General features: G+C 65.7%; 25 protein-coding genes and 1 tRNA gene. 5 read left to right on the top strand and 21 right to left on the bottom strand.

The window, feature by feature from the left end:
* Positions 1-2: 2 nt before the first annotated feature.
* Genes dapF through ACWIKC_RS04925 form a run of 4 tightly spaced genes read left to right on the top strand, consistent with a single transcriptional unit; the run spans position 3 to position 3,575 of the window.
* Positions 3-827: a diaminopimelate epimerase gene (gene dapF / locus ACWIKC_RS04940; RefSeq protein WP_454599441.1), complete on the top strand. Its 825-nt coding sequence runs from the start codon at positions 3-5 to the stop codon at positions 825-827.
* Positions 824-1,996: a MiaB/RimO family radical SAM methylthiotransferase gene (locus tag ACWIKC_RS04935; protein ID WP_454599009.1), complete on the top strand. Its 1,173-nt coding sequence runs from the start codon at positions 824-826 to the stop codon at positions 1,994-1,996. The genes dapF and ACWIKC_RS04935 overlap by 4 nt, the downstream gene beginning before the upstream one ends.
* Positions 1,993-2,916, top strand: a complete 924-nt coding sequence (gene ftsY / locus ACWIKC_RS04930) for a signal recognition particle-docking protein FtsY (protein ID WP_454599008.1) — start codon at positions 1,993-1,995, stop codon at positions 2,914-2,916. The genes ACWIKC_RS04935 and ftsY overlap by 4 nt, the downstream gene beginning before the upstream one ends.
* On the top strand, positions 2,916-3,575 hold the full coding sequence (locus tag ACWIKC_RS04925; RefSeq protein WP_454599007.1) for an inner membrane-spanning protein YciB: 660 nt from the start codon (positions 2,916-2,918) through the stop codon (positions 3,573-3,575). The genes ftsY and ACWIKC_RS04925 overlap by 1 nt, the downstream gene beginning before the upstream one ends.
* 15 nt (positions 3,576-3,590) lie before the next feature.
* On the opposite strand, the gene ACWIKC_RS04920 is transcribed toward ACWIKC_RS04925, so the two are convergent.
* From ACWIKC_RS04920 to ACWIKC_RS04875, 10 genes are all read right to left on the bottom strand, one after another.
* Entirely contained in the window at positions 3,591-5,540 is a 1,950-nt protein-coding gene (locus ACWIKC_RS04920; protein WP_454599006.1) for a potassium transporter Kup, read from the bottom strand.
* 121 nt (positions 5,541-5,661) lie between these two features.
* A complete protein-coding gene (locus ACWIKC_RS04915; RefSeq protein WP_454599005.1) occupies positions 5,662-6,306 on the bottom strand; it encodes a tetratricopeptide repeat protein in 645 nt (214 codons plus the stop codon).
* Positions 6,303-6,743 (bottom strand): cytochrome c-type biogenesis protein, encoded by a 441-nt coding sequence (locus ACWIKC_RS04910; RefSeq protein WP_454599004.1) that lies wholly within the window; start codon positions 6,741-6,743, stop codon positions 6,303-6,305. The genes ACWIKC_RS04915 and ACWIKC_RS04910 overlap by 4 nt, the downstream gene beginning before the upstream one ends.
* The gene (locus tag ACWIKC_RS04905) at positions 6,740-7,270 is read right to left on the bottom strand and encodes a DsbE family thiol:disulfide interchange protein (RefSeq protein WP_454599003.1); all 531 of its coding nucleotides are present in this window, start codon (positions 7,268-7,270) and stop codon (positions 6,740-6,742) included. The genes ACWIKC_RS04910 and ACWIKC_RS04905 overlap by 4 nt, the downstream gene beginning before the upstream one ends.
* Positions 7,267-9,231 carry a heme lyase CcmF/NrfE family subunit gene (locus ACWIKC_RS04900; RefSeq protein ID WP_454599002.1) on the bottom strand — a complete coding sequence of 655 codons (1,965 nt, stop codon included), beginning with the start codon at positions 9,229-9,231 and terminating at the stop codon, positions 7,267-7,269. Before ACWIKC_RS04900 ends, ACWIKC_RS04905 begins: the two co-directional genes overlap by 4 nt.
* Positions 9,228-9,698: a cytochrome c maturation protein CcmE gene (gene ccmE, locus ACWIKC_RS04895; RefSeq protein WP_454599001.1), complete on the bottom strand. Its 471-nt coding sequence runs from the start codon at positions 9,696-9,698 to the stop codon at positions 9,228-9,230. The genes ACWIKC_RS04900 and ccmE overlap by 4 nt, the downstream gene beginning before the upstream one ends.
* A complete protein-coding gene (locus ACWIKC_RS04890; RefSeq protein ID WP_454599000.1) occupies positions 9,695-9,850 on the bottom strand; it encodes a hypothetical protein in 156 nt (51 codons plus the stop codon). The genes ccmE and ACWIKC_RS04890 overlap by 4 nt, the downstream gene beginning before the upstream one ends.
* A gap of 1 nt (position 9,851) precedes the next feature.
* Entirely contained in the window at positions 9,852-10,571 is a 720-nt protein-coding gene (gene ccmC / locus ACWIKC_RS04885; RefSeq protein WP_454598999.1) for a heme ABC transporter permease CcmC, read from the bottom strand.
* A 49-nt stretch (positions 10,572-10,620) separates the two neighbouring features.
* Entirely contained in the window at positions 10,621-11,685 is a 1,065-nt protein-coding gene (locus ACWIKC_RS04880) for a Leu/Phe/Val dehydrogenase (protein ID WP_454598998.1), read from the bottom strand.
* Positions 11,686-11,775: 90 nt separating this feature from the next.
* A tRNA-His gene (locus ACWIKC_RS04875) sits at positions 11,776-11,852 on the bottom strand.
* Between the two features lie 223 nt (positions 11,853-12,075).
* Here ACWIKC_RS04875 and ACWIKC_RS04870 point away from each other — a divergent pair.
* Positions 12,076-12,708 (top strand): prolyl hydroxylase family protein, encoded by a 633-nt coding sequence (locus ACWIKC_RS04870; protein WP_454598997.1) that lies wholly within the window; start codon positions 12,076-12,078, stop codon positions 12,706-12,708.
* A 137-nt stretch (positions 12,709-12,845) separates the two neighbouring features.
* Here the strand turns inward: ACWIKC_RS04870 and rpmE are convergent, their stop codons facing one another.
* From rpmE to tsf, 11 genes are all read right to left on the bottom strand, one after another.
* Positions 12,846-13,070, bottom strand: coding sequence for a 50S ribosomal protein L31 (rpmE, locus tag ACWIKC_RS04865; RefSeq protein WP_454598996.1), 225 nt, complete (start codon positions 13,068-13,070; stop codon positions 12,846-12,848).
* Positions 13,071-13,164: 94 nt separating this feature from the next.
* Positions 13,165-13,674 carry a 3-hydroxyacyl-ACP dehydratase FabZ gene (fabZ, locus tag ACWIKC_RS04860; RefSeq protein WP_454598995.1) on the bottom strand — a complete coding sequence of 170 codons (510 nt, stop codon included), beginning with the start codon at positions 13,672-13,674 and terminating at the stop codon, positions 13,165-13,167.
* Positions 13,675-13,705: 31 nt separating this feature from the next.
* Positions 13,706-14,383 carry an OmpH family outer membrane protein gene (locus ACWIKC_RS04855; protein ID WP_454598994.1) on the bottom strand — a complete coding sequence of 226 codons (678 nt, stop codon included), beginning with the start codon at positions 14,381-14,383 and terminating at the stop codon, positions 13,706-13,708.
* A complete protein-coding gene (gene bamA, locus ACWIKC_RS04850) occupies positions 14,383-17,052 on the bottom strand; it encodes an outer membrane protein assembly factor BamA (protein WP_454599440.1) in 2,670 nt (889 codons plus the stop codon). Before bamA ends, ACWIKC_RS04855 begins: the two co-directional genes overlap by 1 nt.
* Before the next feature lie 226 nt (positions 17,053-17,278).
* Positions 17,279-18,382: an RIP metalloprotease RseP gene (gene rseP, locus ACWIKC_RS04845; protein ID WP_454599439.1), complete on the bottom strand. Its 1,104-nt coding sequence runs from the start codon at positions 18,380-18,382 to the stop codon at positions 17,279-17,281.
* A gap of 25 nt (positions 18,383-18,407) precedes the next feature.
* Complete coding sequence (locus ACWIKC_RS04840) at positions 18,408-19,565, bottom strand: 1-deoxy-D-xylulose-5-phosphate reductoisomerase (RefSeq protein WP_454598993.1); 1,158 nt, start codon at positions 19,563-19,565, stop codon at positions 18,408-18,410.
* On the bottom strand, positions 19,562-20,377 hold the full coding sequence (locus tag ACWIKC_RS04835) for a phosphatidate cytidylyltransferase (RefSeq protein ID WP_454598992.1): 816 nt from the start codon (positions 20,375-20,377) through the stop codon (positions 19,562-19,564). The genes ACWIKC_RS04840 and ACWIKC_RS04835 overlap by 4 nt, the downstream gene beginning before the upstream one ends.
* On the bottom strand, positions 20,343-21,074 hold the full coding sequence (gene uppS, locus ACWIKC_RS04830; RefSeq protein WP_454598991.1) for a polyprenyl diphosphate synthase: 732 nt from the start codon (positions 21,072-21,074) through the stop codon (positions 20,343-20,345). Before uppS ends, ACWIKC_RS04835 begins: the two co-directional genes overlap by 35 nt.
* A 37-nt stretch (positions 21,075-21,111) precedes the next feature.
* Positions 21,112-21,669, bottom strand: coding sequence for a ribosome recycling factor (gene frr / locus ACWIKC_RS04825; protein ID WP_454598990.1), 558 nt, complete (start codon positions 21,667-21,669; stop codon positions 21,112-21,114).
* 85 nt (positions 21,670-21,754) lie between these two features.
* On the bottom strand, positions 21,755-22,474 hold the full coding sequence (gene pyrH, locus ACWIKC_RS04820) for a UMP kinase (RefSeq protein WP_454598989.1): 720 nt from the start codon (positions 22,472-22,474) through the stop codon (positions 21,755-21,757).
* A gap of 287 nt (positions 22,475-22,761) precedes the next feature.
* Entirely contained in the window at positions 22,762-23,688 is a 927-nt protein-coding gene (gene tsf, locus ACWIKC_RS04815; RefSeq protein ID WP_454598988.1) for a translation elongation factor Ts, read from the bottom strand.
* Positions 23,689-23,751: the final 63 nt, after the last annotated feature.

Below are 23,751 nucleotides of genomic sequence, written 5' to 3'. Positions count from 1 at the left end.
ACATGCGCGTTCCCTTCATCAAGATGCACGGCCTCGGCAATGATTTCGTCGTGCTCGATGCGCGCGCCAATGCCCTGCCGGCGATGACCGCGCGCACCGCCGCGGCGCTGGCGGACCGGCGCGAAGGAATCGGCTGCGACCAGCTGGTGCTGCTCGAGCCCAGTTCGAACGCCGATTTCCGCATGCGAATCTTCAACAGCGACGGCGGCGAAGTGGGCGCCTGCGGCAATGCCGCGCGCGCGGTGGCGCTGCTCCACGGCAGCGCGGCGCGGGTCGAAACCGCCGGCGGAATTATCAGCGTGGAACCCGATGGCGATGGCGCGCGGGTCGATATGGGCCGCCCGCGCTTCGACTGGGACGCGATCCCGCTCGCCTATCCGATGGACACGCTGTCCATGCCCGTCGGCTGGGAGGACATGACCGACCCCGCCGCGGTCAATGTCGGCAATCCGCACGTCGTCTGCTTCGTCGCGGATTGCGACGCCATCGCGCTCGAGCAGCTCGGTCCGACGATCGAGAGCGATCCGCTCTTCCCCGAGCGCGTCAACGTCAATTGCGCCACCGTGGAAAGCCGGGACCGCATTCGCCTCAGGGTGTGGGAGCGCGGCGCAGGCCTGACCCGCGCCTGCGGTACCGGCGCCTGCGCCACCGCGGTGGTCGCGATGCGGCGCGGACTGGTCGACAACCGGGTCACGGTCGTGCTCCCCGGCGGTCCGCTGACGATCGAATGGGCGGACACCAATCCGGCTGTGGGCGCCAGCATCGTGATGACCGGCCCCGCGACCGAAGCCTATCGCGGTTCTTTCGAGTGGGACGATTACGCGTGAGCGCCGAGGTGATTTCGCTCGGCTGCCGGCTCAACCTGTCCGAAAGCGAAGATATCCGCGCCATGCTGGGCGGCGCCAACGATCTGGTCGTGGTCAACAGCTGCGCGGTTACGATGGAAGCGGTGCGCCAGACCCGCCAGGCGATCCGCAGGGCGCGCCGGGCGCATCCCGATGCGCGGCTGCTGGTGACCGGCTGCGCCGCAGACATCGAACGCGAGCAGCTTGCCGCCATGCCAGAAGTCGATGGTTTGATCGCCAACGCCGACAAGCTCGATCCGCGCGCCTGGAACGTGCCTGCGCGCCCCGCCCCGGTCGCGAGCCTTCACACCCGCGCTTTCATCGCGGTCCAGAACGGCTGCGACCACGCCTGCACCTTCTGCGTCATCCCGCAGGGCCGCGGACCCAGCCGCTCGCTGAGTGTGGGTCAGGTCTGCGCCGAGGTCGAACGACACTGCGCGATAGGTGCCGCCGAGGTGGTGCTGACCGGGGTCGATGTCACCAGCTGGGGGCACGACCTGCCCGACCGCCCAGCTCTGGGCACGCTGGTCCAGGCGATCCTCGAACGCTTTCCGCAATTGCAGCGGCTGCGGATGTCCTCGCTCGACGGGATCGAGATCGATCCGCTGCTGTTCGAGCTGTTCGCCAGCGAGCAACGGCTGATGCCGCATCTCCACCTCTCGCTGCAGCACGGCCACGACCTGATCCTCAAGCGGATGAAGCGCCGCCATTTGCGCGGCGACGCAGTGGATCTGGTTGAGCGGCTGCGCAAGCGCCGCGCCGATCTCGCCGTTGGCGCGGACCTGATCGCCGGTTTCCCCACCGAGAGCGCCGATCACCACGCCGCCAATCAGTCGATTATCCACGACCTGCAGATCGTCCACGGCCATATCTTCCCTTATTCGCCCCGCCCCGGGACCCCCGCCGCGCGAATGCCGCAGGTGGCCCGTCCGCTGATCAAGCAGCGCGCCGCCGAGCTGCGAGCAGCGGTGGCGAAGCAGCGAGCGCAGTGGCTGGCAACTCTGGTCGACAAACCTGCCAGCATCCTCGCCGAACGCGACGGGACCGGCTACACGCCGGGCTTCGCCCGCGTTGCGCTGCCCGCCGGGGCGCGCGCGGGCTCGATTGTCGAGATCACCCCCAAGACCATCAAGGACGGCCTGCTGACATGAGCGAGACGAGCTGGAGCGAGCGGCTGTTCGGCGGTTTCCGCAAGACGCAGCAGCGGCTCGCGGAAAACCTCACCGAGGCGGTCGGCACCGCGCGGCTCGACGACGCGACGCTCGACCAGGTCGAGGATGCGCTGATCATGTCCGATCTCGGTCCCTCCGCGGCCGCTCGGATCCGCGAGAAGTTGCGGGAGAAGCGCTTCGGGCTGGAGATTTCGCAGGAACAGCTGAAAGAAGCGGTCGCCGAGGAAATCGCGGCGATCCTGCGCCCGGTGGCGATCCCGCTCGAGATCACCGCCTTCCCGCGCCCGCAGGTGGTGCTGGTGATCGGCGTCAACGGCAGCGGCAAGACCACAACCATCGCCAAGCTGGCGCATCTGTTCCAGGAAGACGATTATTCGGTGATGCTGGCGGCCGGGGACACCTTCCGCGCCGCTGCCATCGGCCAGCTCGCAACCTGGGCCGAGCGGGTCGGCGTCCCCCTGGTGCGCGGCCCAGAGGGTGGTGACCCGGCGAGCATCGTCTTCGACGCGGTCAAGTCGGCTACCGATCGCGGCACCGATGTGCTGATCGTCGACACCGCCGGGCGGCTGCAGAACAAACGCGAATTGATGGACGAATTGACCAAGATCCGGAAGGTTCTCGGCCGCCTCAACCCCGAAGCGCCGCACAATGTGCTGCTGGTGCTCGATGCCACGAACGGACAGAACGCCTTGAACCAGATCGACGTGTTTCGCGAAATGGCGGGGGTCACCGGGCTGGTGATGACCAAGCTCGACGGCACCGCGCGCGGCGGCGTGCTGGTCGCGGCCGCCGAGCAATACGGACTGCCGATCCACGCCATCGGGGTCGGCGAGACAATCGACGATCTGCGCCCCTTCGACCCCGATCTGGTCGCGCGCGTGATCGCGGGGGTCGCGTGATGGGCGAGACCAAACCAACCAGCGAACCCAAGCCCAAGACCGGCTGGCTCAACATCCTCGTCGATTACGGGCCGCTGCTGGTGTTTCTCGGCGTCTACAAGTTCTACGCGCCCGACGAGCCCGGCCCGCTGGGCGAGATCGCGGCGGTGATCTACGGCACCATTGCCTTCATGGTCGCGGCGGTGGTCGCGCTGGCGTTCTCGAAATGGAAATTCGGCAAGATCTCGCCGATGCTGATGCTCTCGACCGCGCTGATCGTCGGCTTCGGTACGCTGACCATCTGGCTGCAGGACCCGGACTTCATCCAGGTCAAACCGACCGCGATCTACGCCTTTTTCGGGGTGACGCTGCTGGTCGGCTATGCCCGCGGGCGCGCGCTGTTGCAGACCCTTCTCGAGGCAGCCTTCGAAGGCGTCGACCAGCAGGGCTGGCTCAAGCTGTCGCGTAATTGGGGCGTGTTCTTCCTCGTACTGGCGGTCCTCAACGAAGTGCTGCGCGCGCAATTGAGCTTCGAAAGCTGGCTCTGGGCGAAGATCTGGGTCTTCATGCCGCTGACCTTCCTGTTCACCTTCAGCCAGATCCCGATGCTGCTCAAGCACGGGCTGGCGCTGGAAGACCGCGACGAAGTGTTCAAGGACCAGCCTCCGACCGGGGAGTGAACCCAGCCCCGCGCCTCAGATCTCCACCTGGCTCCCCAGCTCGACCACGCGGTTGGTCGGCAGGCGGAAGAACTCCATCGCAGTGGCCGAATTGCGCAGCATCCAGGCGAAGATCTTCTCGCGCCAGATCGGCATCCCCGGCTTCTCGCTGGCGATCAGCGTCTGCCGGCTGAGGAAGAAGCTGGTGTTCATCATGTCGAACTCGCCGCCGCAGCGCGACATGCTCTTGAGCCCCTTGGGCACGTCGGTCTCTTCCATGAAGCCGTAGTGCAGCACCGCGCGATAGAAACCGTCGCCCAGATCGTGCATCTCACAGCGCGCGGTCTCGTCGACATAGGGTTCGTCGGCGATTTCAACGGTGAGGATCACCACCCGCTCGTGGAGCACCTTGTTGTGCTTGATGTTGTGCAGGAGCGCCGAGGGCACGCCCGCAGTCTGGCTGGCCATGAAGATCGCAGTGCCGGGCACGCGGGTGGTGCTGTTCTTGGCCGATTTGGCGAAGATCTCGATCGGCAGCGCAACCTCGGTCATGCGGTCGCGCATCAGCTTGCGGCCACGTGCCCAGGTGGTGAGCAGGGTGAAGGCGAACAGGCCGACCACAAGCGGGAACCAGCCGCCATCGGCCACCTTGGTGAGGTTGGCGGCGAAATAGGCGCCATCGACGATCAGGAACACCGCCACCACCGGCGCGGCGTACCACCATTTCCACTTCCACACCCCGACGAACAGCACACCCATCAGCAACGTGTCGATCGTCACCGCACCGGTCACCGCGATGCCATAGGCGGCGGCGAGGTTGGAGGAATTCTGGAAGGTCAGCACCAGGATGATCACCGCGACCATCAAGGCCCAGTTGACCACCGGGATGTAGATCTGGCCCGCCTCGGTCTCGCTGGTGTGGCGGATCGAGAGCCGCGGGATGAAGCCCAGCTGCATCGCCTGGTGGGTGATCGAGAAGGCACCCGAAATCACGGCCTGGCTGGCGATGAAGGTCGCAACCGTGGCGAGCAGCACCAGCGGCAGGCGGTATTGCTCGCTCGCGAGGAAGAAGAACGGATTCTGGATCGCCTCGCTCGCCAATTCGGGCGGGAGGCTCATGACCATCGCGCCCTGGCCGAAATAATTGAGCAGCAGGCAGGGCATCACGAAACCGAACCACGACAATCGCATCGGGCCGCGGCCAAAGTGGCCCATGTCCGAATAGAGCGCTTCCGAACCCGTCACCGCCAGCACCACCGAGCCCAGCGCGAGGAACGCCAGCCAGCCGTCGATAATGAAGAAATTGAACGCGTAATAGGGGTTGAGCGCCCACAGGACTTCGGGATGCTGGAGGATCTGGTTGATCCCCAACCCGGCCAGGACGACGAAATAGACGATCATAACCGGCGCGAACAGCGCCCCGACCTTGGCGGTGCCTCGCTTCTGGATCACGAACAGCGCGATCAGCAGCGCCAGCGCGATGGGGATGACCAGTTCCTCCATGTCGGGATTGACCACGGTCAGCCCTTCCACCGCCGACAGCACCGAGATCGCGGGCGTGATCATGCTGTCGCCATAGAACAGCGAGGTCGCGAAGACCCCCAGCAGCACCGCCAGCCAGCCATGCTTCGAGCCGCTGATATGGCGCGAGATCAGCGCCACCAGCGCAAGGCTGCCGCCCTGTCCCTTGTTGTCGGCGCGCATCAGGATGGTGACGTATTGCAGCGAAACCACCAGCGTCATCGACCAGAATATCAGGCTCACCACGCCGAGGATATGCATGGTGTCGAGCGCCAGCGGATGCGCCCCGGCAAAGGTCTCGCGGAAAGCATAGAGCGGGCTGGTACCGATATCCCCGAAGACGATGCCGATCGCGCCGACGGCAAGCGCGCCCTTGGTCGCCTTCTTGCCGACACCGTTTGTTCCTGCAGTTCCGCCATTGCTCTCGGCAGACGGATGCTTCTGGGGCACCTGGCTTTCGCTCATCGGTGCGGCGTCCCTGCTCTCATGTGGCTGATCCTTCGCGCGCGGCAGCAGTGCCGAACCGCAAGGTCGCGGCGCTTAGCAGGAAGATTTCGCACCCGCAACATGCGGTCCCGCCCCCGACCTAGCGGGTGGCCGGGGGCATCCCGCCACCGAAAAGCAGTGCGTCGAGCCGCTCCAGCCGCTCGGCCACGCCCGGTCGCCAGGGCGCATCCACAGGCGCCTCGGCCAGAATTTCCGCCCACATCCGGCGCCCTTGCGCGAACTCGCCCGCGCGCAGCATCGCCAGTCCGACGAAATAGCCCGGCGCGGGATTGTCCCCCGCCAGTTCCTCGGCGCGGGCATAGGCGAACAGCGCGGCGGCGCTAAGCTGGCCTTCCGCGTGTTCGACCAGCACATTGCCCAGCGCGACCCAGGCTTCGTCGTCCTGCGGGTTGTCGGCCACAGCATTGCGGAGGAAATTGGCCGCATCCTCGTATTGCCCGCGGCGCGCGAAGGCGTCGGAGCTTACGACGTAGCGCGAGGGCATCGTCTCTGGATCGTAGAATTCGCGCCGCGCCTGAACCATGAGTTCGCCGGTTTCGGCCACCCGCTCCACACCGGCGCTCGGGGCCGCAGGCTGATCCGGCGAACCCTGCAGCGCATAGCCCGTCAGCCCGAACAGCAGCGCCGCGCCAAACAGTGTCCAGCCGCTGCGCAACAGACCGAACAGGAAGGCGGCGGCGAGAAACCCCAAAACCGCAAGTGCAAGGATCGGCAACCAGATCATGCGCGCTTCCCGAATCGGCGCCAGAAGATCGCGCCCGCCACCAGCAGCAGCAGCAGCGGGACGACGAACAGCGGCCAGGTGGTGGCGCTGACCTGGGGCGTATAGCTGACATAATCGCCATAGCGATCCATCAGCCAGGCGCGGATCGCCTCGGGATCCTCGCCCGCAGCGATCCGGATGCGGACCTGGTGACGCATGTCGCCCGCCATGGGCGAATTGCTGTCGTTGATCGCCTGCGACTGGCATTCCAGACAGCGCAGGCTTGCCATCAGCTCCTGCGCCACGGCTTCCTGCGCCGGGTCGTCGAGCTGGCGATTGGCATAGGGCGCGGGCGGGAGCGATTGCTGCGCCATCAGAGGCGCGCCAAGGCACAGAATCAGAAGCGCCATCAGGGACCGGCGCAGCGAGGCAGTGGAGAACAGGCCATGAGCGGTCATGCGCCCGCTTCCCGCAGCTTTTCGAGCAGGACGGGCACATCGCTTTCGCGGATATCGCCGATATGCTGGTGGGTGATCCGCCCCTGGCCATCGATCACGAAGGTTTCGGGCACGCCCGAAGACCCGATCGCGAACTGCACTTCGGACAGGTCGTCCGAGCCGATCGCCGTATAGGGATTGCCATGGCGTTCGAGGAAGCGTGAGACATCCTCGGGCCGGTCGCGAATGGCGACGCCGACGATCGCCGCGCCCTGCTCCTTCAGCTGTTCGAGATAGGGCGCTTCGGCGACACAGGGTACGCACCAGCTCGCCCAGATATTGAGCAGGCGCGGCTGGCCGTCGCTGAATTGCGCGCTGGCGATCCCGGGCCGGTCGGTGGTGGCCGGGCGCAGGTCGAAATAGGGGAGTTCGCGGCCGACCATGCGGCTCTCGATGAATTCGTTCTTGGGCTGCGACAGCTGGTAGCCCGCCACGCCGATAAAGCCCGCGAACAGCATCAGCGGCACCCAAAGCCGCCAGCCGCTCATGTTGTGCTCTCCAGGGACACCGCGTCCTCGCGGCGCGCGGCGGCGCGACGGCGTACGCTGCGACGCCTCAGATCGTCCATGACGCGGCCGATGATTGCCAGCACCCCGCCCAGCGCGACCAGCAGGCCGCCGTACCAGATGAAGGTGACGAAGGGTTTCCACCACAACCGGACCTGCCAGCGACCGTCACCCGCGGCATCTCCCATCACCGCATAAAGCTGTCCGTTCCAGCGGGTGGCGAGCACGCTCTCGGCGGTTTGCTGCGGCGGCGCCCAGAAGGTCCGCGATTGCGGGCGCATCTCTATCGGTTCGCCATCGTCGATCCGAGCGCTGAGTTGTCCTTCGATCGCAGTCCAGTTGGGCCCGGCGACGGGGACCACGGCATCGAGCGTGATCGCCCAATCGCCGACCTGCGTCGTGCCGCCCGGCTCCAGCGCAGCGAGCCGCTCCTCGGTGAAGGCGCTTTCGCTGGCCATGCCGAACAACGCCACGGCGATCCCGAAATGCGCGACGACCATGCCCCAGGTTGCGATGGGAATGCGGGTCAGCTTGCGTCCGCGCAGCGGCAGGAAGCTCGCAAACGCCAGCATTGCCGCCAGCGCGAGGCCAAGCAGCGGCAGCAGCGCCACGTCGCCCAGCAGCGCGACCACAACCAGCGCCGCCACGAGGATCGTCGCCAGCACCGTCATTTCGCGCGAGATGCGGGTAAACCGGTCCTGGCGCCAGCGCAGCAGCGGCCCGACCGCCATCACCAGCAGCATCGGGACGACGAAGATCGCCCCGACCGGGTTGAAATAGGGTGGCCCGACTGAAACGCGGACGTCGAAGGCTTCGGTCAGCAGCGGATAGAGCGTGCCGAGCAGGACGATGGCGAGAATCGCGCTGAGCATGACATTGTTGACCACCAGCGCGCCCTCGCGGCTGGCGATGGCGAAGCGCTTGCCTTCGGAAATGGTGCTGGCGCGCAGCGCGAACAGCAGCAGTGCGCCGCCGATATAGAGCGCGAGCAGCAGCAGGATGAATGTGCCGCGCTCGGGATCGACCGCGAAGGAATGGACGCTGGTGAGGATGCCCGAGCGCACCAGGAAGGTCCCCAGCATGCTCATCGAGAAGGCGACCACGCCGAGCATGATGGTCCAGACGCGCAGCGCGTCGCGCGCGGCGAGCACGCTGGCGGAATGCAGCAGCGCGGTGGCGGCGAGCCAGGGCATCAGCGAGGCGTTCTCGACCGGGTCCCAGAACCACCAGCCGCCCCAGCCCAGCTCGTAATAGGCCCAGTAGGATCCGGCGGTGATACCGATGGTGAGAAACACCCAGGCGCCCAGCACCCAGGGCCGCATCGCGCGGGCGAAATCCGGGTTCACCTGCCGGGTAAGCAGCGCGCCGACCGCAAAGCTGAAGGCGATCGAGAGGCCGACATAGCCGAAATAAAGCGTCGGCGGGTGGAAGGCGAGGCCGATGTCCTGCAGCAGCGGGTTGAGCCCCATCCCTTCGGTGGCGGGCACGGGCAGCCGCTCGAACGGGTTCGAGCTGAGCAGCAGGAAGGCGTAGAAGCCCAGCGCCACGAAGCCCTGCGCGGCGAGCGTCGCCTGCATGGTCCGGTCCGGCAGCCGCCGCTCGACCACCGCGATCAACCCGCCCGCCAGCGCCATCACCGTGACCCACAACAGCATCGAGCCCTCGTGATTGCCCCAGGCACCCGAGAGCTTGAATACCATCGGTTTGAGCGCATGCGAATTGCTCGCGACCAGCTTCACCGACAGATCGGTGATCGCGAAAACATAGAGCAGCGCGCAGAACGACAGGCCCGCGAAGACGCCCTGCACCACCGCTGCGGGGCGGATCAGCGCGCCGAGCTCGGTGGGCTTGTTCGCACGCACCGCCAGAAATCCGGCGATCGTCTGCAGTCCCGCCAGCGCCGCGGCGAGCCACAAGGCAGCCAGTCCGAGTTCTGCGATCATTCGAGCCCGACCGTCGTTTCTTCGGCCATCTCGGCTGCCTCGAACCCGTCCATGCCCTCGAGCTCGCGGGGGACGTAATTCTCGTCGTGCTTAGCGAGCAGATTGTCGGCGACGAAGGTTCCGTCGGGCCCCAGCCGACCTTCGGCGACCACACCCGAGCCCTCGACGAACAAATCGGGTGCGATCCCGGCAAATTGCACCGGCACCCGCGCGCCGTCATTGCCGGTGACCATGAAGCGCAACGTGAAGCCGTCGGGATCGGTCGCCAGCGACCCTTGCTCGACCATGCCGCCGAGCCGCACCGCCTGGCCGATCGAGGGCGGGTCGTCGCGCATCTGTTCGGGGAGGTAGAAATAGCTCGCCTGGCTGCGCAGCGCATAGGCCGCGAGCAGCCCTGCCGCGACCAGCGCGATCAGCGCGACCACCACCAGCACGAGCCGCTGGTGCTTGGGCTTGAGCGCGCTCATTGGCCGCGCGCCCTGCCTCGCGAAAGGTCGCGGCGGCGCTCGGCGCGGCGCATCGCCAGCCAGCTCCAGCCAGTCATCGCGACGATCCCGATCACCCCCACCGCATAGGCGGCGAGGACGAAATCCCATTGGTCGAGTGCTTCGCGCATCATCTCAGGCCTCCATCGCTTTACGCCGCAGCCGCGCATCGGCCTGCGCATCGGCCAGCAGCGCGCGCATCCGCATCAGCACGATCGCGCCGAACAGCAGCGAGAAGCCGAGCACCGCAACCAGCAGTGGAACCAGGAACTCAGCGTCGATGCTGCTGCCCCCCGCGGTGATGCTGGGTGGCTGGTGGAGCGAATTCCACCACACCACCGAGCGGTTGATGATCGGGATGTTGACCGCGCCGAGCAGCCCGAAGATCGCCGGGATGCGCGGGCTCACCCCTTCGCGCTCGGCGGCCTGCGCCAGCGCGATATAGGCGAGGTAGAGGAACAGCAGCACCAGCATGCTGGTCAGCCGCCCGTCCCACACCCACCAGGTGCCCCAGGTCGGGCGACCCCAGATCGAGCCGGTGACCAGGCACAATGCGGTGAACACCAGCCCCGGAACCGCCGCCCCGCGCGCGGCTAGATTGGCGAGTGGGTGCCGCCAGACGAGGTAGACCAGGCTGGACAGCGCGATCGCCGACCAGCCGCCCATTCCCAGCCAGGCGGTGGGGACATGGAGGAACAGGATGCGGACCGTTTCGCCCATCAGCCGGTCGGGCGGAACGACGAAGAACCCCCACAGCAGCGCACCGCTTGCGAGCACCAGCCCGCCCACCAGCAGTAAAGGGGTCAGCCAGCGGGCCAGCGACAGGAAGCGCTTGGGATTGGCGAAGCCATGCATCGGATATCACCGTTCTGGCAGGCTCGCTCGCGCCATGCAAGAGCCCGGATCAGCGCCCGATCAGCTTTTGCGCCATCCGGTCGGCGACCTGGTCGGAGGAGACGCCGCTGGCGTCGCTTTCCTGCCAGATTTCCTCGAGCCGGCCGGGGATCTGCGCGAGCCGCTTGCGGACCTCGTTGATGTCGCAGTCCTTGCCTTCGCGGCGGCTGAGATATTCCAGAGTGACGCTGATGATGCCGCCGGCGTTGATGACGTAGTCGGGGGCGTAGAGAATGCCGCGCTCGGCCAGCAGCTGGCCATGACCCGCGCGGGCGAGCTGGTTGTTGGCCCCGCCCGCGACCACCGCGCAATCGAGCCGGGCGATACCCTCGTCGTCGAGCACCGCGCCAAGCGCATTGGGGCTGAACACGTCGCAGGTGATGCCCATGATCGCATCGCTGGCGCAGGTCTCGGCATCGAGCTCGCGCGCGAGTTCCTCGACCCGGTCGTGATGGATGTCCGACAGGGTAAGCTGCGCGCCATCCTTGGCGAGCAGCCGCGCGACGCCGCCGCCGACGCTGCCGGTGCCCTGGATCGCGATATGGACGCCCTCGACGCTGTCCTTGCCCAGCTTGTGGCGCACCGCCGCCCTGATGCCGTGATAGATTCCCATCGCGGTAAAGGGTCCGGGATCGCCGCCCGCCGCATCCGCATCGTCATTGGGCAGGCCCGAGACATATTGCGTCCGCTTGGCCACCAGCGCCATATCGGCTTCGGAAATGCCGACATCCTCGGCGGTGACATATTGGCCATTGAGCGCCTCGACCGCATCGGCGAAGGCCGCGAGCATTTCGGGGGTCTTCGTCTTGGCCTCGTCCGCGAGGATCACGGCCTTGCCGCCGCCCATCGGCAGGCCGGCCATGGCGTTCTTGTAGCTCATCCCGCGACTCAGCCGCAGCGCGTCGCGGATGGCATCCTTGGGGTCGGGATAGTGCCAGAACCGCGTTCCGCCGGCGCCGGGGCCGAGGTGGGTGGAATGGAGCGCTATGATCGCGGTCAGACCGGACTTGGGATCGCGAACCAGCTGGACCAGCTCGTGATCGTCGTAATCCGCTTCGGTCCAGAATGCCGTCATATCGCTATCGATCCCGTCCAGAATAAAGCGCGGCCCGCGGGCCGTCGTCTCGAAATCGCGGCCCGACCGGACTCGCGGATGGGGGGAAAATGGGGCGATCGACGGGTCTTGAACCCGCGACCTCCGGTACCACAAACCGGCGCTCTAACCAACTGAGCTACGATCGCCACATGCCCCCGGGGCCGGCCATATGCCGGACCCGTGATGCGGGGCCTGTTACTGCGCAAAACCCCAGCGTCAAGCCGCTTGGGGTCGCGGCGCGTGCCTGTTGCATAAGGCAGCCGGGATGGGAAGGAAAAAAGGCGTCCGGACCTCGCCTCGCGTAATTATCTTGCCCGCCCCCTTTCCCTCGGCTTGTTCCGGCGGCCATGATCGATATGGGTCGTACAAATGAATTCACCAGGCGAATCCTCGGCGGCGCAACTGCTCGAGCACAAGGGCGTGCAGCGCGTCCCGACCGACAAGCTCGAGTTGTTCCAGCTGCGCAATTTCATCGCTCCCGAACTCCGCGCCGAACTGATCGCGATGATCGAGACCAACCGTCGCCCCTCGACCATCGCCGACGATATGGGCGATCGCTATTTTCGCACCAGCGAGACCTGCGATCTGCCACCCGGCCACCCTGCGGTGCTGGCGCTGGAAGAGCGGCTGCTGGCGCTGTCGGGGATCGATCCGGTGCATGGCGAACCAGTGCAGGGCCAGCGCTACGATGTCGGGCAGGAGTTCAAACCCCATTGCGACTGGTTCAATCCCGAGGGACAGGATTATCAAACCTATTGCGCGGTCGCAGGGCAGCGGACCTGGACCTTCATGGTCTATCTCAACGATGTCGATGCCGGCGGTGCGACCCGCTTCAAGACCATCGGCAAGAGCTTCACCCCCGAGGCGGGCAAGCTGGTGTGCTGGAACAACCGCCGCCTGGATCTGCGCCCCAACCCCAACACGCTCCATCACGGGATGAAAGTGCGCAAGGGCCGCAAATACGTGATCACCAAATGGTACCGCGAGCGACCCTACGTCTGAGCGGCGGGCTCGCCGCAGACGAGCGCAGATACGGAAAGGCCAGATACGGAAAGGGCGGCCCCGTCGGACCGCCCTCCCTCACGACCTTGCGGCCGCAACTGGTGAACCCTGCCTCCGCAATGCGGAGAAGCCGGGGGTTATTTCTTGAGGCTGAGCCCGCCGAAGCGCTTGTTGAAGGCGGCAACGCGGCCACCTTCCTGAAGCTGCTGCTTGCCGCCGGTCCAGGCCGGGTGGCTGGTGGGGTCGATATCGAGCGAGAGCGTGTCACCCTCCTTGCCCCAGGTGGAGCGCGTCTGGAATTCGGTACCATCGGTCATCTTGACGTTGATGGTGTGGTATTCGGGATGGGTTTCGGCCTTCATGGCTCGTATCTCCAAGCGTGAGGACCGGTTCCGCCCGGCCCCGCTGTGTGTCGGGAAGGCGCGCCCAATAAAGCGTTGGACGCTGAATGCAAGCTCAGTCTTTCGGCGGGTCGGCGATCATCGCGGTGAATTCGACCTCGCAGGTGGTCTTGCCCTCGACGCTCGCCTTGCCCTTGAACTTGTACACCCGGCTGCGCTTCTGGGTGAACTCGACTTCCATCTCGAGCAGGCAGCCAGGCGTCACGGGGGCGCGGAACTTGGCGTTCTCGATCCCCATGAAATAGACCAGCTTGCCCGACCCGGCGAGACCGAGCGTCTCGATCCCGAGGATCGCCGCGGCCTGCGCCATCGCCTCGATCTGCAGTACGCCGGGCATGATCGGCGCGCCGGGAAAATGGCCCTGGAAAAACTCCTCGTTGAAGGAGACCGCCTTGACCGCATGGATCCGCTCGCCGTGCTCGATCGCGCGGACGCGGTCGACCAGCAGCAGCGGATAGCGATGCGGCAGCGCCTTGAGCACCCCCCTGATATCGAGGCTCTTGACTTCGGTAGTCTCTGGGGACCCCTCGGATCCGGCGTCCGGGGCGCTGCCGCTATCGCTCATTTCTGCCACTCTTTACGCGTGTCGTTCGCTATCAGCGACCGTTCGGCTGCTGGGTCGGCTGCTGAGGCTGTTGCGCCTGTGCCTGCTGCTGCGCGATCGCGAATATCTGCTGGACCTGCTGATAAACCGAAACCGACTGGCGCGAAGGCTGCCAGTTGGCGGGCGGCGTGGTCTGAACGCTGGGAACGGCAGTGTTGAGAGCGGCCACGACCTTGGCAGTCATGTCGGCCGCGGGCACCGCGTAGATGACCGAATCGGGCGCGACCACGATCTGCACCTGGTTCTGCGTCACGACCTGCTGGAGCGTCGGGCTGTACTGGCGCAGGATCTGCTCGAGCGCATAAACGCGCGCGAGGTCGATCTGATTGGTGAGCTGGCCGACTTCCTGCTCGATCTGCTGGATCTGCTGCCACTGAGTGGTGGACTGCGCCGCAGCCTGCTCCGCCTCGTCGAGCCCGCCGTCGCTGTTGGTGTCGAGCTGGGTCAACAGCGTCTCGATCTGCTGCTGGCGCTGCTGGATGGTGGTGATCTGCGTTTGATAGGTGGTGCCGACCTGCTGGAAGGCGGTGCGCAGTGCATTGGTCTGGGCGATGGCGAGCGGGGTGTTGACCACGCCGATATTGCCCTGGACCTGCGCGCTGGCCGGAGCAGCGGCGAAAACGGCGGCGGCGAGGCTCGCCGAAGCGAGCGTTCTGGCAAAGAATTTCATTAGAATTGCGTTCCTACATTGAAGGAAAAGAGTTTGGTGTCGTCGCCAGGCTGCTTCTTAAGCACATGGGCGAGATCGATCCTGAACGGACCGAAGGGGGAATTCCAGTTGACCCCGATACCCACCGAAATACGCGGGCTGGGGCTGTCGCCGAGGAAGACTTCCTCGAACGCCGGAATGATGTTGCCCTGGGCGACGAAGCCGGTCGGGATCGGATCACCGACGGGAATCGCCACAATGACGTCGTCGGTGGTCACGTCCGGATCGCCCGGGTTGAGATAGACCGGATTGCCGCTGGCATCGCGCAGCGGGTTGAAGAACTCGTTGCCGAACGGGTTCTGCAGCAGGATCGGGTCGGTGATGTTGAACAATCCGCCCACGTCGAGGAACACCGAGGGGCGCAGGCCAAGCTCGCGCGCGCCGGTTCCCAGCGGGATCTCGATCTCCGCGCGACCGAGATAATAGGCCGTCCCGCCGATCGCATCGTCCTGGATCTGATTCTGATCGGTAGTGACTTCGCCCACACCATCGCCATCGGTATCGCGGATCGGACGCCGCAGGACGCGCGGGCCGACCCCGCGAATGTCGAACCCGCGAATCTGCGGCTCGCCGAGGAAGAAGCGATCGGTCAGACGAACATTGTCGGTTCCCGGAATGCCACGGTCCTCGAAGCTGCGAATTGCCCCGCCTTCGGCGGTCAGCGAGAAGATGAACCCGGCAGGAAGCGGGTAGTATTGTGCCACCTTGCCGTTGACCCGCAGGTAATTCACCGAACCGCCCAGACCGGCGTATTGGGTGGTGAGCGCGAGACTGCGGCCCCGGGACGGACGCAGGCGGCTGTCGGTGGAATCGACCGAAAGCGTCAGCCCGAGAATCGAGCTCGTGCGCTCGCCGATGGCGTCGCACAGGAACCGGCCCGCCAGCAGCGGTTCGCAGCTGTTGATCCCGTCCCCGTCGAAATCGCTGAAGAACCGGTCTTCGTCGATCGAGACGTCGTCGTAATTGAGCGTGTAGCTGCCAACCAGCGAGGCATATTCGCTCAGCGGCACGCCGGCACGCAGCGAGAAGCCGGTGGTCGACTGTTCGAAGGTGCTGTTGTTGGTCCGGTTGAAACCGAAATTGCTGTAGTCCTTGCGGTAGACATCGAAGCCCGCGGAAATGTTCCGGTCGAACACATAGGGCTCGGAGAAGCTCGCCTGCGCCGAGCGCGAGAAACGCGAATAATTGAGGCTGAGCCCGACCGTCTGGCCGCGGCCGCGGAAATTGCGCTGCCGGATCGAGCCTTGCAGGATGAAGCTTTCGAGCGAGGAGAAGCCGGCCGAGAGCTGTAGCTCGCCGGTCGCCTGCTCCTCGACATTGGCCTCGAGGATAATGCGGTCGGGCGCGCTGCCCTCGACCTGCGCGATCTCGAAATTCTCCTGGAAATAGCCCAGCGAATTGATCCGCGCCGCCGAACGCTTGACCTGCAACGAGTTGAACGCGTCGCCCTCCGCCACGCGGAATTCGCGGCGCACGACCTTGTCCTGAGTCAGCGTGTTGCCGTTGACGTCGATCCGCTCGACATAAACGCGCGGCGCCTCGCGCAGGACGAAGGTCACGTCCATCGTGAGGTTTTCCTTGCTGCGGTTGAACTGCGGCGCGACGTCGGCGAAGGCATAGCCGAAGGTACCGGCCAGATCGGTGAGCTGTTCGACCGTATCTTCGACCGATTTGGCATCGTACCAGTCGCCGCTCTGCATCGGCAGGCGACCGGTCATCGAGGCGCTGTCGAAATCGCGCAGCTGGCTGTCGACTTTCACATCGCCGAATTTGTAGCGCTCGCCTTCCTCGACGACATAGGTGATGATGAAATCGCGCTGGTCGGGGGTCAGCTCGGCGACCGCGGAGACGACGCGGAAATCGGCATAGCCCTGCGTCAGGTAGAACTGGCGCAGCTTTTGCTGGTCGAAGGCCAGCCGGTCGGGATCGTAGCTGGTGTTGGAGCTGAGGAAGCTGGTCAGCCGCGCCTGCTTGGTGATCATCTCACCGCGCAGGTCGCCGTCCGAGAACGCCTCGTTGCCGATGATGTTGATCTGGCGGACCTTGGACTTGGGACCCTCGTCGATCTCGAAGATGACATCGACGCGGTTCTGCGCCAGCTGGACCATCTGCGGTTCGACCGTGGCGGCGAAGCGGCCCTGGCGCTTGTAGAGCTCGATGATCCGCGCGACATCGGCGCGCACCTTGGAGCGGGTGAAGATCTGCCGCGGCGCGAGCTTGATCTCGGGGACGATCTTGTCGTTCTTGATCCGGTCGTTGCCTTCCAGGATGATGCGGTTGATGACCGGGTTCTCGACAACGGTGATCAACACATCGCCGCGCTCGAAGCGGACATCCGCCGTCGCGAACAGTTCCGTGGCGTAGATATCCTTGAGCACCTGGTCGCCCACGACCTGGTTCCACTCCTCGCCCGGACGCAGCCGGATATAGGACAGGATGGTCTGCGCCTCGAGCCGCTGCGCGCCCGCGACCGAAATCGTCTGGACGATCTCGCCCTGCTGGAGAACGGCCGGAGTGGCAGTTTGCGCCGCGCCGGAAGCCGGCGGTTGCATGGCTTCCGGCTCGGCAGGTGTATCCTGCGCCATCGCCGCGACCGGCAGACCCGCGAGGATCGTCCCTGCCATCAGCATGGCGGGAAGCCGCCAGGCGCGCTTCGATACTACAGCGGAGGTCGTATAAGTGTTGTTCGACAAGGAGATACCCGTCCCATAAAATCGTCGGACCCGAACAATGCGCCATCTCCCGGAAGGGCGACACCGCTGATCCGGGCAGGCTCGCTGCCCTTTGCCCGATGCGCCCCATGCAATCAAGCACTGCAGGCGGCGCAACGGACGGCCGACGCTTCCTTTCCCCCGGCTAATTCCCGAAAACGGGAAGGCTCACCAGATCGTTGATCGTGACGAATATCATCAACATGAGCACGAGGGCCATGCCGGTGCGATACGCCAATTCCTGACTGCGTTGACCGACCGGCTTCCGGCGGATCGCTTCCGCCGCATAGAAAGCCAGGTGCCCGCCGTCGAGGGCGGGAATTGGCAGCAGGTTGATGAATGCCAAGTTAAGCGAGATCAGCGCGACGAAATTGACGAAGGTGATCGCCCCCATGCTGAGCTGCTCGCCCGAATATTTGGCAATCTTGACCGGCCCGCCCAGCTCCTGGACCGAGCGTTCGCCGGTGAAGATCTGCGCGATCCCGGTCAGCATCATGTCCATCACCCCGATCGAGTGATCGACCGCCAGCCCGATCGCCGCGATCGGTCCGGCGCGCTCGTAGACATAGTCAGAGCCCGCGGATTGAATCCCGACCAGCCCGATCTTCGAGCTGTTGCCGAAGCGGTCCGTCATTTCCTCGGCGCGCACCCGCACCGGATAGCTGCGCTCGGTGCCGTCGCGCGCGACGGTGAAGGCGAGCGTGCGCCCGGGATAGAGCATCACCGCGTCCTGCACGGCGGCAAAATCCTCCACCGCCTTGCCTTCGATGGCGAGGATGCGATCGCCCACTTCCAGCCCGGCCTCGCGCGCCGGCGATTGCTCGGGAAAGGCCTCGATGGTCAGCTGGCGCTCGGGATCGGCGGCGACCGGCTGGCCATAGAAGGCGAAGAAACCGGCGAAAATAACCAGCGCAATCAGCACATTGGTTGCTGGACCTGCGAAGACGATGAGGGCGCGCTTCCACAGCGAAGCCTGATGGAAGCCGCCGCGGCTGTGGTCATCGGCCGCGTGTGCCTCGGGAACGCTCGCGGGGTTCATGTCGCCCTTGAACTGGACATAGCCCCCCAGCGGCAGCGCCGAGAGCTTCCAGCGCGTCCCGCGGCTGTCGGTCCAGCCGGCGATCTCCTTGCCGAAGCCGACCGAAAAGGCCTCGGCCTCGACCCCGAACCAGCGTCCGACCAAGTAGTGGCCCAACTCGTGCAGGGTGATCAGCGGGCCCAGTAGCAGCGGGAAACCGATGAGATACATCCAGAAGGGGATCGAAGCGTCCAAGTCAGGCAGACTCCAGAAAAGCAATGGCGGTGGCACGGGCCGCCTGGTCGACCATGAGGACTTCGTCGAGCGCGTGCGGTGCGGGCGGCAGGTTTCCGCTTTCCAGCACCTGCTCGACCAATAGGGCGATCCGGGTGAACCCAATCTTACCGGCGAGAAAGGCTTCGACCGCCACTTCGTTGGCGGCGTTGAGCACCGCAGGGCTGGCCCCACCCGCTTCGGCAGCCTGCCGCGCCAGTCTTGTGGCGGGAAAACGGGTTTCGTCGGGTGCCTCGAAAGTCAGCTGACCTATCGCGGCGAGATCGAGCGGTTCGCAGGGCGATTCCATCCGCGCCGGCCAGGCGAGGCAAGAGGCGATCGGCACCCGCATGTCGGAGGGCCCGAGCTGCGCCAGCGTCGAGCGATCGCGGAATTCGACCATCGAATGGATCACGCTTTGCGGATGGACCACGATCCCCAATTTCTCGAGCCCGATCGGGAACAGGTGATGGGCCTCGATCAATTCGAGCCCCTTGTTCATCATGGTCGCCGAATCGACGCTGATCTTGGCGCCCATGTCCCAATTGGGATGCGCCACCGCCTGGGCTGGGGTCGCCGCCTCGAGCTGCGCCAGCGTCCAAGTCCGCAAGGGGCCGCCGCTGGCGGTGAGCGTGATCTTCGACACTTCGGTCAGATCGTTTCCGGCAAGGCACTGGAAAATCGCATTGTGTTCCGAGTCCACCGGCAGCAGCGTGGCGCCGTGGCGCTCGACCGCGGCGGTCATCACCGCGCCCGCCGAGACCAAAGCTTCCTTGTTGGCCAGCGCCACCGTGCCGCCCTGCTCGATCGCCGCCATCACCGGCGCGAGACCGGCGCAGCCGACGATCGCCGCGACGGTCATGTCGACAGGACGCGAAGCGACCTCGCACAGCGCATTGCGCCCGGCGGCCGCCTCGATCCCGCTCCCCGCCAGCGCGTCGCGCAGATCCGCCAGGCAGCTCTCGTCCGCCACCACCGCGATCTCGGCGCCAAATTCGCGCGCCAGGCTCGCGAGCTCGGCCACGTTGCAATTGGCGGTCAGCGCCACCACCCGCCAGTCGGCGCGGTTGCGGCGAATGAGATCGAGCGTCGAGGCGCCGACCGATCCGGTCGCGCCGAGGATGGTGAGCGAGCGAGTCATGCCGCGGGCGCCAGGATCAGCCCGGCCAGCAACACGACCGGGATAAGCCCGTCGGTGCGGTCGAACACCCCGCCATGGCCGGGAATGAGATTGGAGGAATCCTTGCGCCCAGCGCGCCGCTTGAGCCAGCTTTCGAAGAAATCGCCCGCCTGCGCCGCGACCGCCAGCACCGTACCGATGCCGACGATCTGCGCCAGTTCGGCAATGTCGTAGCCGACCATGTCGAACGAGCCCCGGCCCGCGAGCACCCAGACGAAGCCGGCCAGCCAGAGGCTGGCGCCGACCACGCCGCCCAGCAGCCCGGCCCAGGTCTTGGACGGGCTGATCGCGGGAGCGATCTTGGGGCCGCCGATGGTCCGGCCGAAGAAATAGGCGAAAGTGTCGACGAAGATCACCGTCCCGATCACTCCGACCATCAGGAACACCGGCATCTGCGCCAGGAACAGTCCGGCAAAGCCGATATAGGCGACCCCGAACAGCAGCGCGACCACGCGCCCGGTCCAGCTGGAAAACGCGCGGTGCCCCAGCAGCGCGAACTCGACGTAGGTCGCCAATGCCACCGCAGCGATGAACCCGGCGAGCCACGGCCCCCCGGCCCAGACCGCCGCCGCGGCCAGCGCGATCATCACCAGCGCGGAAGCCGCGCGCACCGGCAGGTCGGAGGTCCGGATCGAGACCGGGACATCGACATAGCGCCTCATCCGCGCGCGCACCCGATCGCGCTTGCGCGCCGGACCTGATTCGAGCGCGTCTTGCGGTTCGTCCAGCAGGGTCGGCTCAGCATCCGCCAAAGCGTCGCTCCCGTTCGGCATATTGCGCCAGCGCCTCGGCGAGATGCGCGGGTGTGTAGTCCGGCCACAGCACATCGGTGAAGATCATCTCGGCATAGGCCGCCTGCCACAGCAGGAAATTGGACAATCGCACCTCGCCGCTGGTGCGGATCAGCAGGTCGAGCGGAGGCAGGTCGGCGGTGTAGAGATGGCGCGCGATGCTCGCCTCGGTGATATCGCCCTCCTCGGCAGCGAGCGATGCGGCGCGCACGATTTCCTGCTGCGAGCCATAGTTGAGCGCCACCGCGAGAATCCGCGAACCCTTGGCTGTCTGCTCCAGCGCATCCTCGAGCATGGTGACAATATCGGGCGCCAGAGCCTTGTAATCGCCGACGATTTTCAGCCGAACATCATTGGCGACGAAATCCGGCAGGTCGGACATGATGAACTTGCGCAGGAGCCCCATCAGATGGTCGATCTCGTCCTCGGGGCGCTTCCAGTTCTCGCTGCTGAAGGCATAGAGGGTCAGGCAATCGAGCCCCAGCGGCTCGACCTCGCGGACCAGCCGGCGCACCGCCTCGACCCCGCGCTGGTGGCCGATCGCTCGCGGCAGGTGCCGCCGCTTGGCCCAGCGGCCATTGCCATCCATGATGATCGCGACATGGCGCGCGCGACCGGGATCGGCACTCGCAGGCCCGATCACTGGCCCGGCCGCTGGCTTGGCCGCGGACTCGGTCATTGGGGCAGGCCCTGGGCCGGATGGGACGGATCGGTTCTCACTGAGTGAGGATTTCCTTCTCCTTCGCCTCGGCGACAGAATCGGCCTCGGCGACATGCTTGTCGGTCAGCTTCTGGACCTCGTCCTCGAGCCGCTTTCGGTCGTCTTCGGAGATTTCCTTCTTCTTCTCGTCTTCCTTGAGCGCTTCCATCGCGTCGCGGCGCACGTTGCGGATGGCGATCTTGGCGTTCTCGGAATATTGCCCGGCGAGCTTGGCCAGTTCCTTGCGGCGCTCTTCGGTCAGATCGGGGAGCGGCAGGCGGATGGTCTGGCCGTCGGTCATCGGGTTCAAACCCAGATTGGCGCGGGCGATACCCTTTTCCACCGCGGTGGTGTTGGCCTTGTCCCAGACCTGGACCGCGAGCATCCGCGGCTCGGGGGCGTTGACCGTCGCCACCTGGTTGAGCGGCATGATCGAGCCGTAGACATCGACCGTCACCGGATCGAGCAGCGCGACATTGGCGCGGCCGGTGCGCAGGCCCGAAAGATCGCCCTTGAGGCTCTCCACCGCGCCCGCCATGCGGCGCTCGATATCGCTTTTGTCGTATTTGGCCATGGTCGGAATCCTCGGTCTGTTGGTCGGTTCGTAAGTCTGGGTCGCTGGGGTCTATCGGAGGCGGCGCGCTGTGTCTCGCCGGCGGCTATGGATTGCCGACGATGGTCTGGACGCCCTCGCCCGCCAGCACGCGCGCCAGATTGCCCTTCTCGCGGATCGAAAAGACCACGATCGGGATGCCGTTGTCGCGGCACAGCGCGACCGCGCTGGCATCCATGACCTTGAGATTGTCTGCGAGCACGCGGTCGTAAGTGACCGTGTCGTAACGCTTTGCATCGGGGTTCTTCTTGGGGTCGGAATCATAGACCCCGTCGACGCTGGTGCCCTTGAGCAGCGCGTCGCAGCGCATTTCCGCCGCGCGCAAGGCGGCGCCGCTGTCGGTGGTGAAATAGGGTGCGCCCACGCCCGCGGCGAAGATCACGATGCGACCCTTTTCCAGATGGCGTTCGGCGCGGCGGCGGATCACCGGTTCGCAGACCTTGTCCATCTCGATCGCCGACTGGACCCTCGTGGGGACGCCCAATTGCTCGAGCGCGCTCTGCATCGCCAGCGCGTTCATCACGGTCGCCAGCATGCCCATGTAATCGGCCTGCGCGCGGTCCATCCCCTGCGCCGCGCCCGCCATCCCGCGGAAGATGTTGCCGCCGCCGATGACGAGGCAGATTTCGAGCCCGCCCGCCTGCGCGGATTTCACTTCCTTCGCCAGCTCCATCACGAAGGAAGGGTCGATGCCGAACTGCTGATCGCCCATCAACACTTCGCCCGACAGTTTGAGCAGGACGCGTTTGATGGGGGGCATGGTCATGGGGCGACAGCTGTCCGATAAATCCGAGGGTTGCGGCTCCTTAGCCCCCTCGCGGCGGAGGCGCAAAGGGGAAAGGCGAGAAGCGCCAAAGCGGGATTTCCTACACGCAAAACGCGCGCTAGCCTCGCCCCGGGTCATTGTGCGCGCGATTCGGCCCCGGGAGCGCCTGCAAACCCTCCCCCCGAATGTGTTTCATCAACCAACTCCCCGCGACTCGGAAAATACGCACAAAAACGGCCGCCGAATCGAAATCCGGCGGCCGCGAATTGTAGGAGTTGGTTGCGAGCTCAGCCCTTGACGGCAGCCGCCACTTCCGCGGCGAAATCGCTCTCTTCCTTCTCGATGCCCTCGCCGAGCTGGAAGCGGACATAGTCCTTCAGCTCGATCGCATGGCCGGCATCCTTGCCCGCCTTGGCAACGACATCGGAAATCGCGGTCTTGTTGTCCATCACGAAAACCTGGCTCAGCAGCGCGTTTTCCTTGGCGAACTTCTTGATTGCGCCCTCGACCATCTTGTCCTGGACCTCGGCCGGCTTGCCGCTCTCGGCTGCCTTTTCGGCCGCGATCTTGCGCTCGCGCTCGATCGTCTCTGCGTCGAGACCCTCGGCGTTGAGCGCCTGCGGGAAAGCCGCCGCGATGTGCATCGCCAGCTGCTTGCCGAGCGGTTCGAGCACATCGGCGCCCGCTTCGCTCTCGAGCGCGACCAGCACGCCGATCTTGCCGAGGTTGGGGGCAACCGCATTGTGCATATAGGGCACGACCATGCCCTTGGAGACCGATACGGTCTTCATCCGGCGGATCTGCTGGTTCTCGCCGATCGTGGCGACATTGTCGGTGAGCTTGTCGCTCACGGTCCCGCCATCGGGATAGTCGAGGCCCTTGAGCGTCTCGACGTCATCGCCCGAGGCCTTGAGCGCGGTCTCGGTGACCTTGCGGACGAAATCCTGGAACCGGTCGTTCTTGGCGACGAAGTCGGTCTCGGAATTGACTTCGACTGCAACGCCCTTGGTGCCTTCGACGGCGACGCCGACCAGGCCCTCGGCCGCGGTGCGGCTGGACTTCTTCTGCGCGGTGGCAAGGCCCTTGGCGCGCAGCGCGTCGACCGCGCCTTCGAGGTCGCCGTCGCATTCGACGAGCGCCTTCTTGGCATCCATCATGCCCGCGCCGGTGCGCTCGCGCAGCGCCTTGATGTCGGCGGTGGTGAAATTCGCCATGGTGGGATCCTTCTTGAATGATGTGCGGCGCCGGACCGAGATTGCTCGGACCGGCGCCTAGAC

The organism is Qipengyuania sp. SM2507, assembly GCF_053714505.1.
The sequence above is the reverse complement of the archived record's forward strand: the minus strand, read 5'-3'. Positions and strand labels throughout refer to the sequence as shown.

Bases quoted from the DNA above. Each gene is read 5' to 3' on its own strand.
- dapF (WP_454599441.1), top strand. From the start codon at position 3: ATGCGCGTTCCCTTCATCAAGATGCACGGCCTCGGCAATGATTTCGTC.
- ftsY (WP_454599008.1), top strand. From the start codon at position 1,993: ATGAGCGAGACGAGCTGGAGCGAGCGGCTGTTCGGCGGTTTCCGCAAG.
- ACWIKC_RS04925 (WP_454599007.1), top strand. From the start codon at position 2,916: ATGGGCGAGACCAAACCAACCAGCGAACCCAAGCCCAAGACCGGCTGG.
- ACWIKC_RS04920 (WP_454599006.1), bottom strand. From the start codon at position 5,540: ATGAGCGAAAGCCAGGTGCCCCAGAAGCATCCGTCTGCCGAGAGCAAT.
- ACWIKC_RS04915 (WP_454599005.1), bottom strand. From the start codon at position 6,306: ATGATCTGGTTGCCGATCCTTGCACTTGCGGTTTTGGGGTTTCTCGCC.
- ACWIKC_RS04910 (WP_454599004.1), bottom strand. From the start codon at position 6,743: ATGACCGCTCATGGCCTGTTCTCCACTGCCTCGCTGCGCCGGTCCCTG.
- ACWIKC_RS04905 (WP_454599003.1), bottom strand. From the start codon at position 7,270: ATGAGCGGCTGGCGGCTTTGGGTGCCGCTGATGCTGTTCGCGGGCTTT.
- ACWIKC_RS04900 (WP_454599002.1), bottom strand. From the start codon at position 9,231: ATGATCGCAGAACTCGGACTGGCTGCCTTGTGGCTCGCCGCGGCGCTG.
- ccmE (WP_454599001.1), bottom strand. From the start codon at position 9,698: ATGAGCGCGCTCAAGCCCAAGCACCAGCGGCTCGTGCTGGTGGTGGTC.
- ACWIKC_RS04890 (WP_454599000.1), bottom strand. From the start codon at position 9,850: ATGATGCGCGAAGCACTCGACCAATGGGATTTCGTCCTCGCCGCCTAT.
- ccmC (WP_454598999.1), bottom strand. From the start codon at position 10,571: ATGCATGGCTTCGCCAATCCCAAGCGCTTCCTGTCGCTGGCCCGCTGG.
- ACWIKC_RS04880 (WP_454598998.1), bottom strand. From the start codon at position 11,685: ATGACGGCATTCTGGACCGAAGCGGATTACGACGATCACGAGCTGGTC.
- ACWIKC_RS04870 (WP_454598997.1), top strand. From the start codon at position 12,076: ATGAATTCACCAGGCGAATCCTCGGCGGCGCAACTGCTCGAGCACAAG.
- rpmE (WP_454598996.1), bottom strand. From the start codon at position 13,070: ATGAAGGCCGAAACCCATCCCGAATACCACACCATCAACGTCAAGATG.
- fabZ (WP_454598995.1), bottom strand. From the start codon at position 13,674: ATGAGCGATAGCGGCAGCGCCCCGGACGCCGGATCCGAGGGGTCCCCA.
- ACWIKC_RS04855 (WP_454598994.1), bottom strand. From the start codon at position 14,383: ATGAAATTCTTTGCCAGAACGCTCGCTTCGGCGAGCCTCGCCGCCGCC.
- bamA (WP_454599440.1), bottom strand. From the start codon at position 17,052: ATGCTGATGGCAGGGACGATCCTCGCGGGTCTGCCGGTCGCGGCGATG.
- rseP (WP_454599439.1), bottom strand. From the start codon at position 18,382: ATGTATCTCATCGGTTTCCCGCTGCTACTGGGCCCGCTGATCACCCTG.
- ACWIKC_RS04840 (WP_454598993.1), bottom strand. From the start codon at position 19,565: ATGACTCGCTCGCTCACCATCCTCGGCGCGACCGGATCGGTCGGCGCC.
- ACWIKC_RS04835 (WP_454598992.1), bottom strand. From the start codon at position 20,377: ATGCCGAACGGGAGCGACGCTTTGGCGGATGCTGAGCCGACCCTGCTG.
- uppS (WP_454598991.1), bottom strand. From the start codon at position 21,074: ATGACCGAGTCCGCGGCCAAGCCAGCGGCCGGGCCAGTGATCGGGCCT.
- frr (WP_454598990.1), bottom strand. From the start codon at position 21,669: ATGGCCAAATACGACAAAAGCGATATCGAGCGCCGCATGGCGGGCGCG.
- pyrH (WP_454598989.1), bottom strand. From the start codon at position 22,474: ATGACCATGCCCCCCATCAAACGCGTCCTGCTCAAACTGTCGGGCGAA.
- tsf (WP_454598988.1), bottom strand. From the start codon at position 23,688: ATGGCGAATTTCACCACCGCCGACATCAAGGCGCTGCGCGAGCGCACC.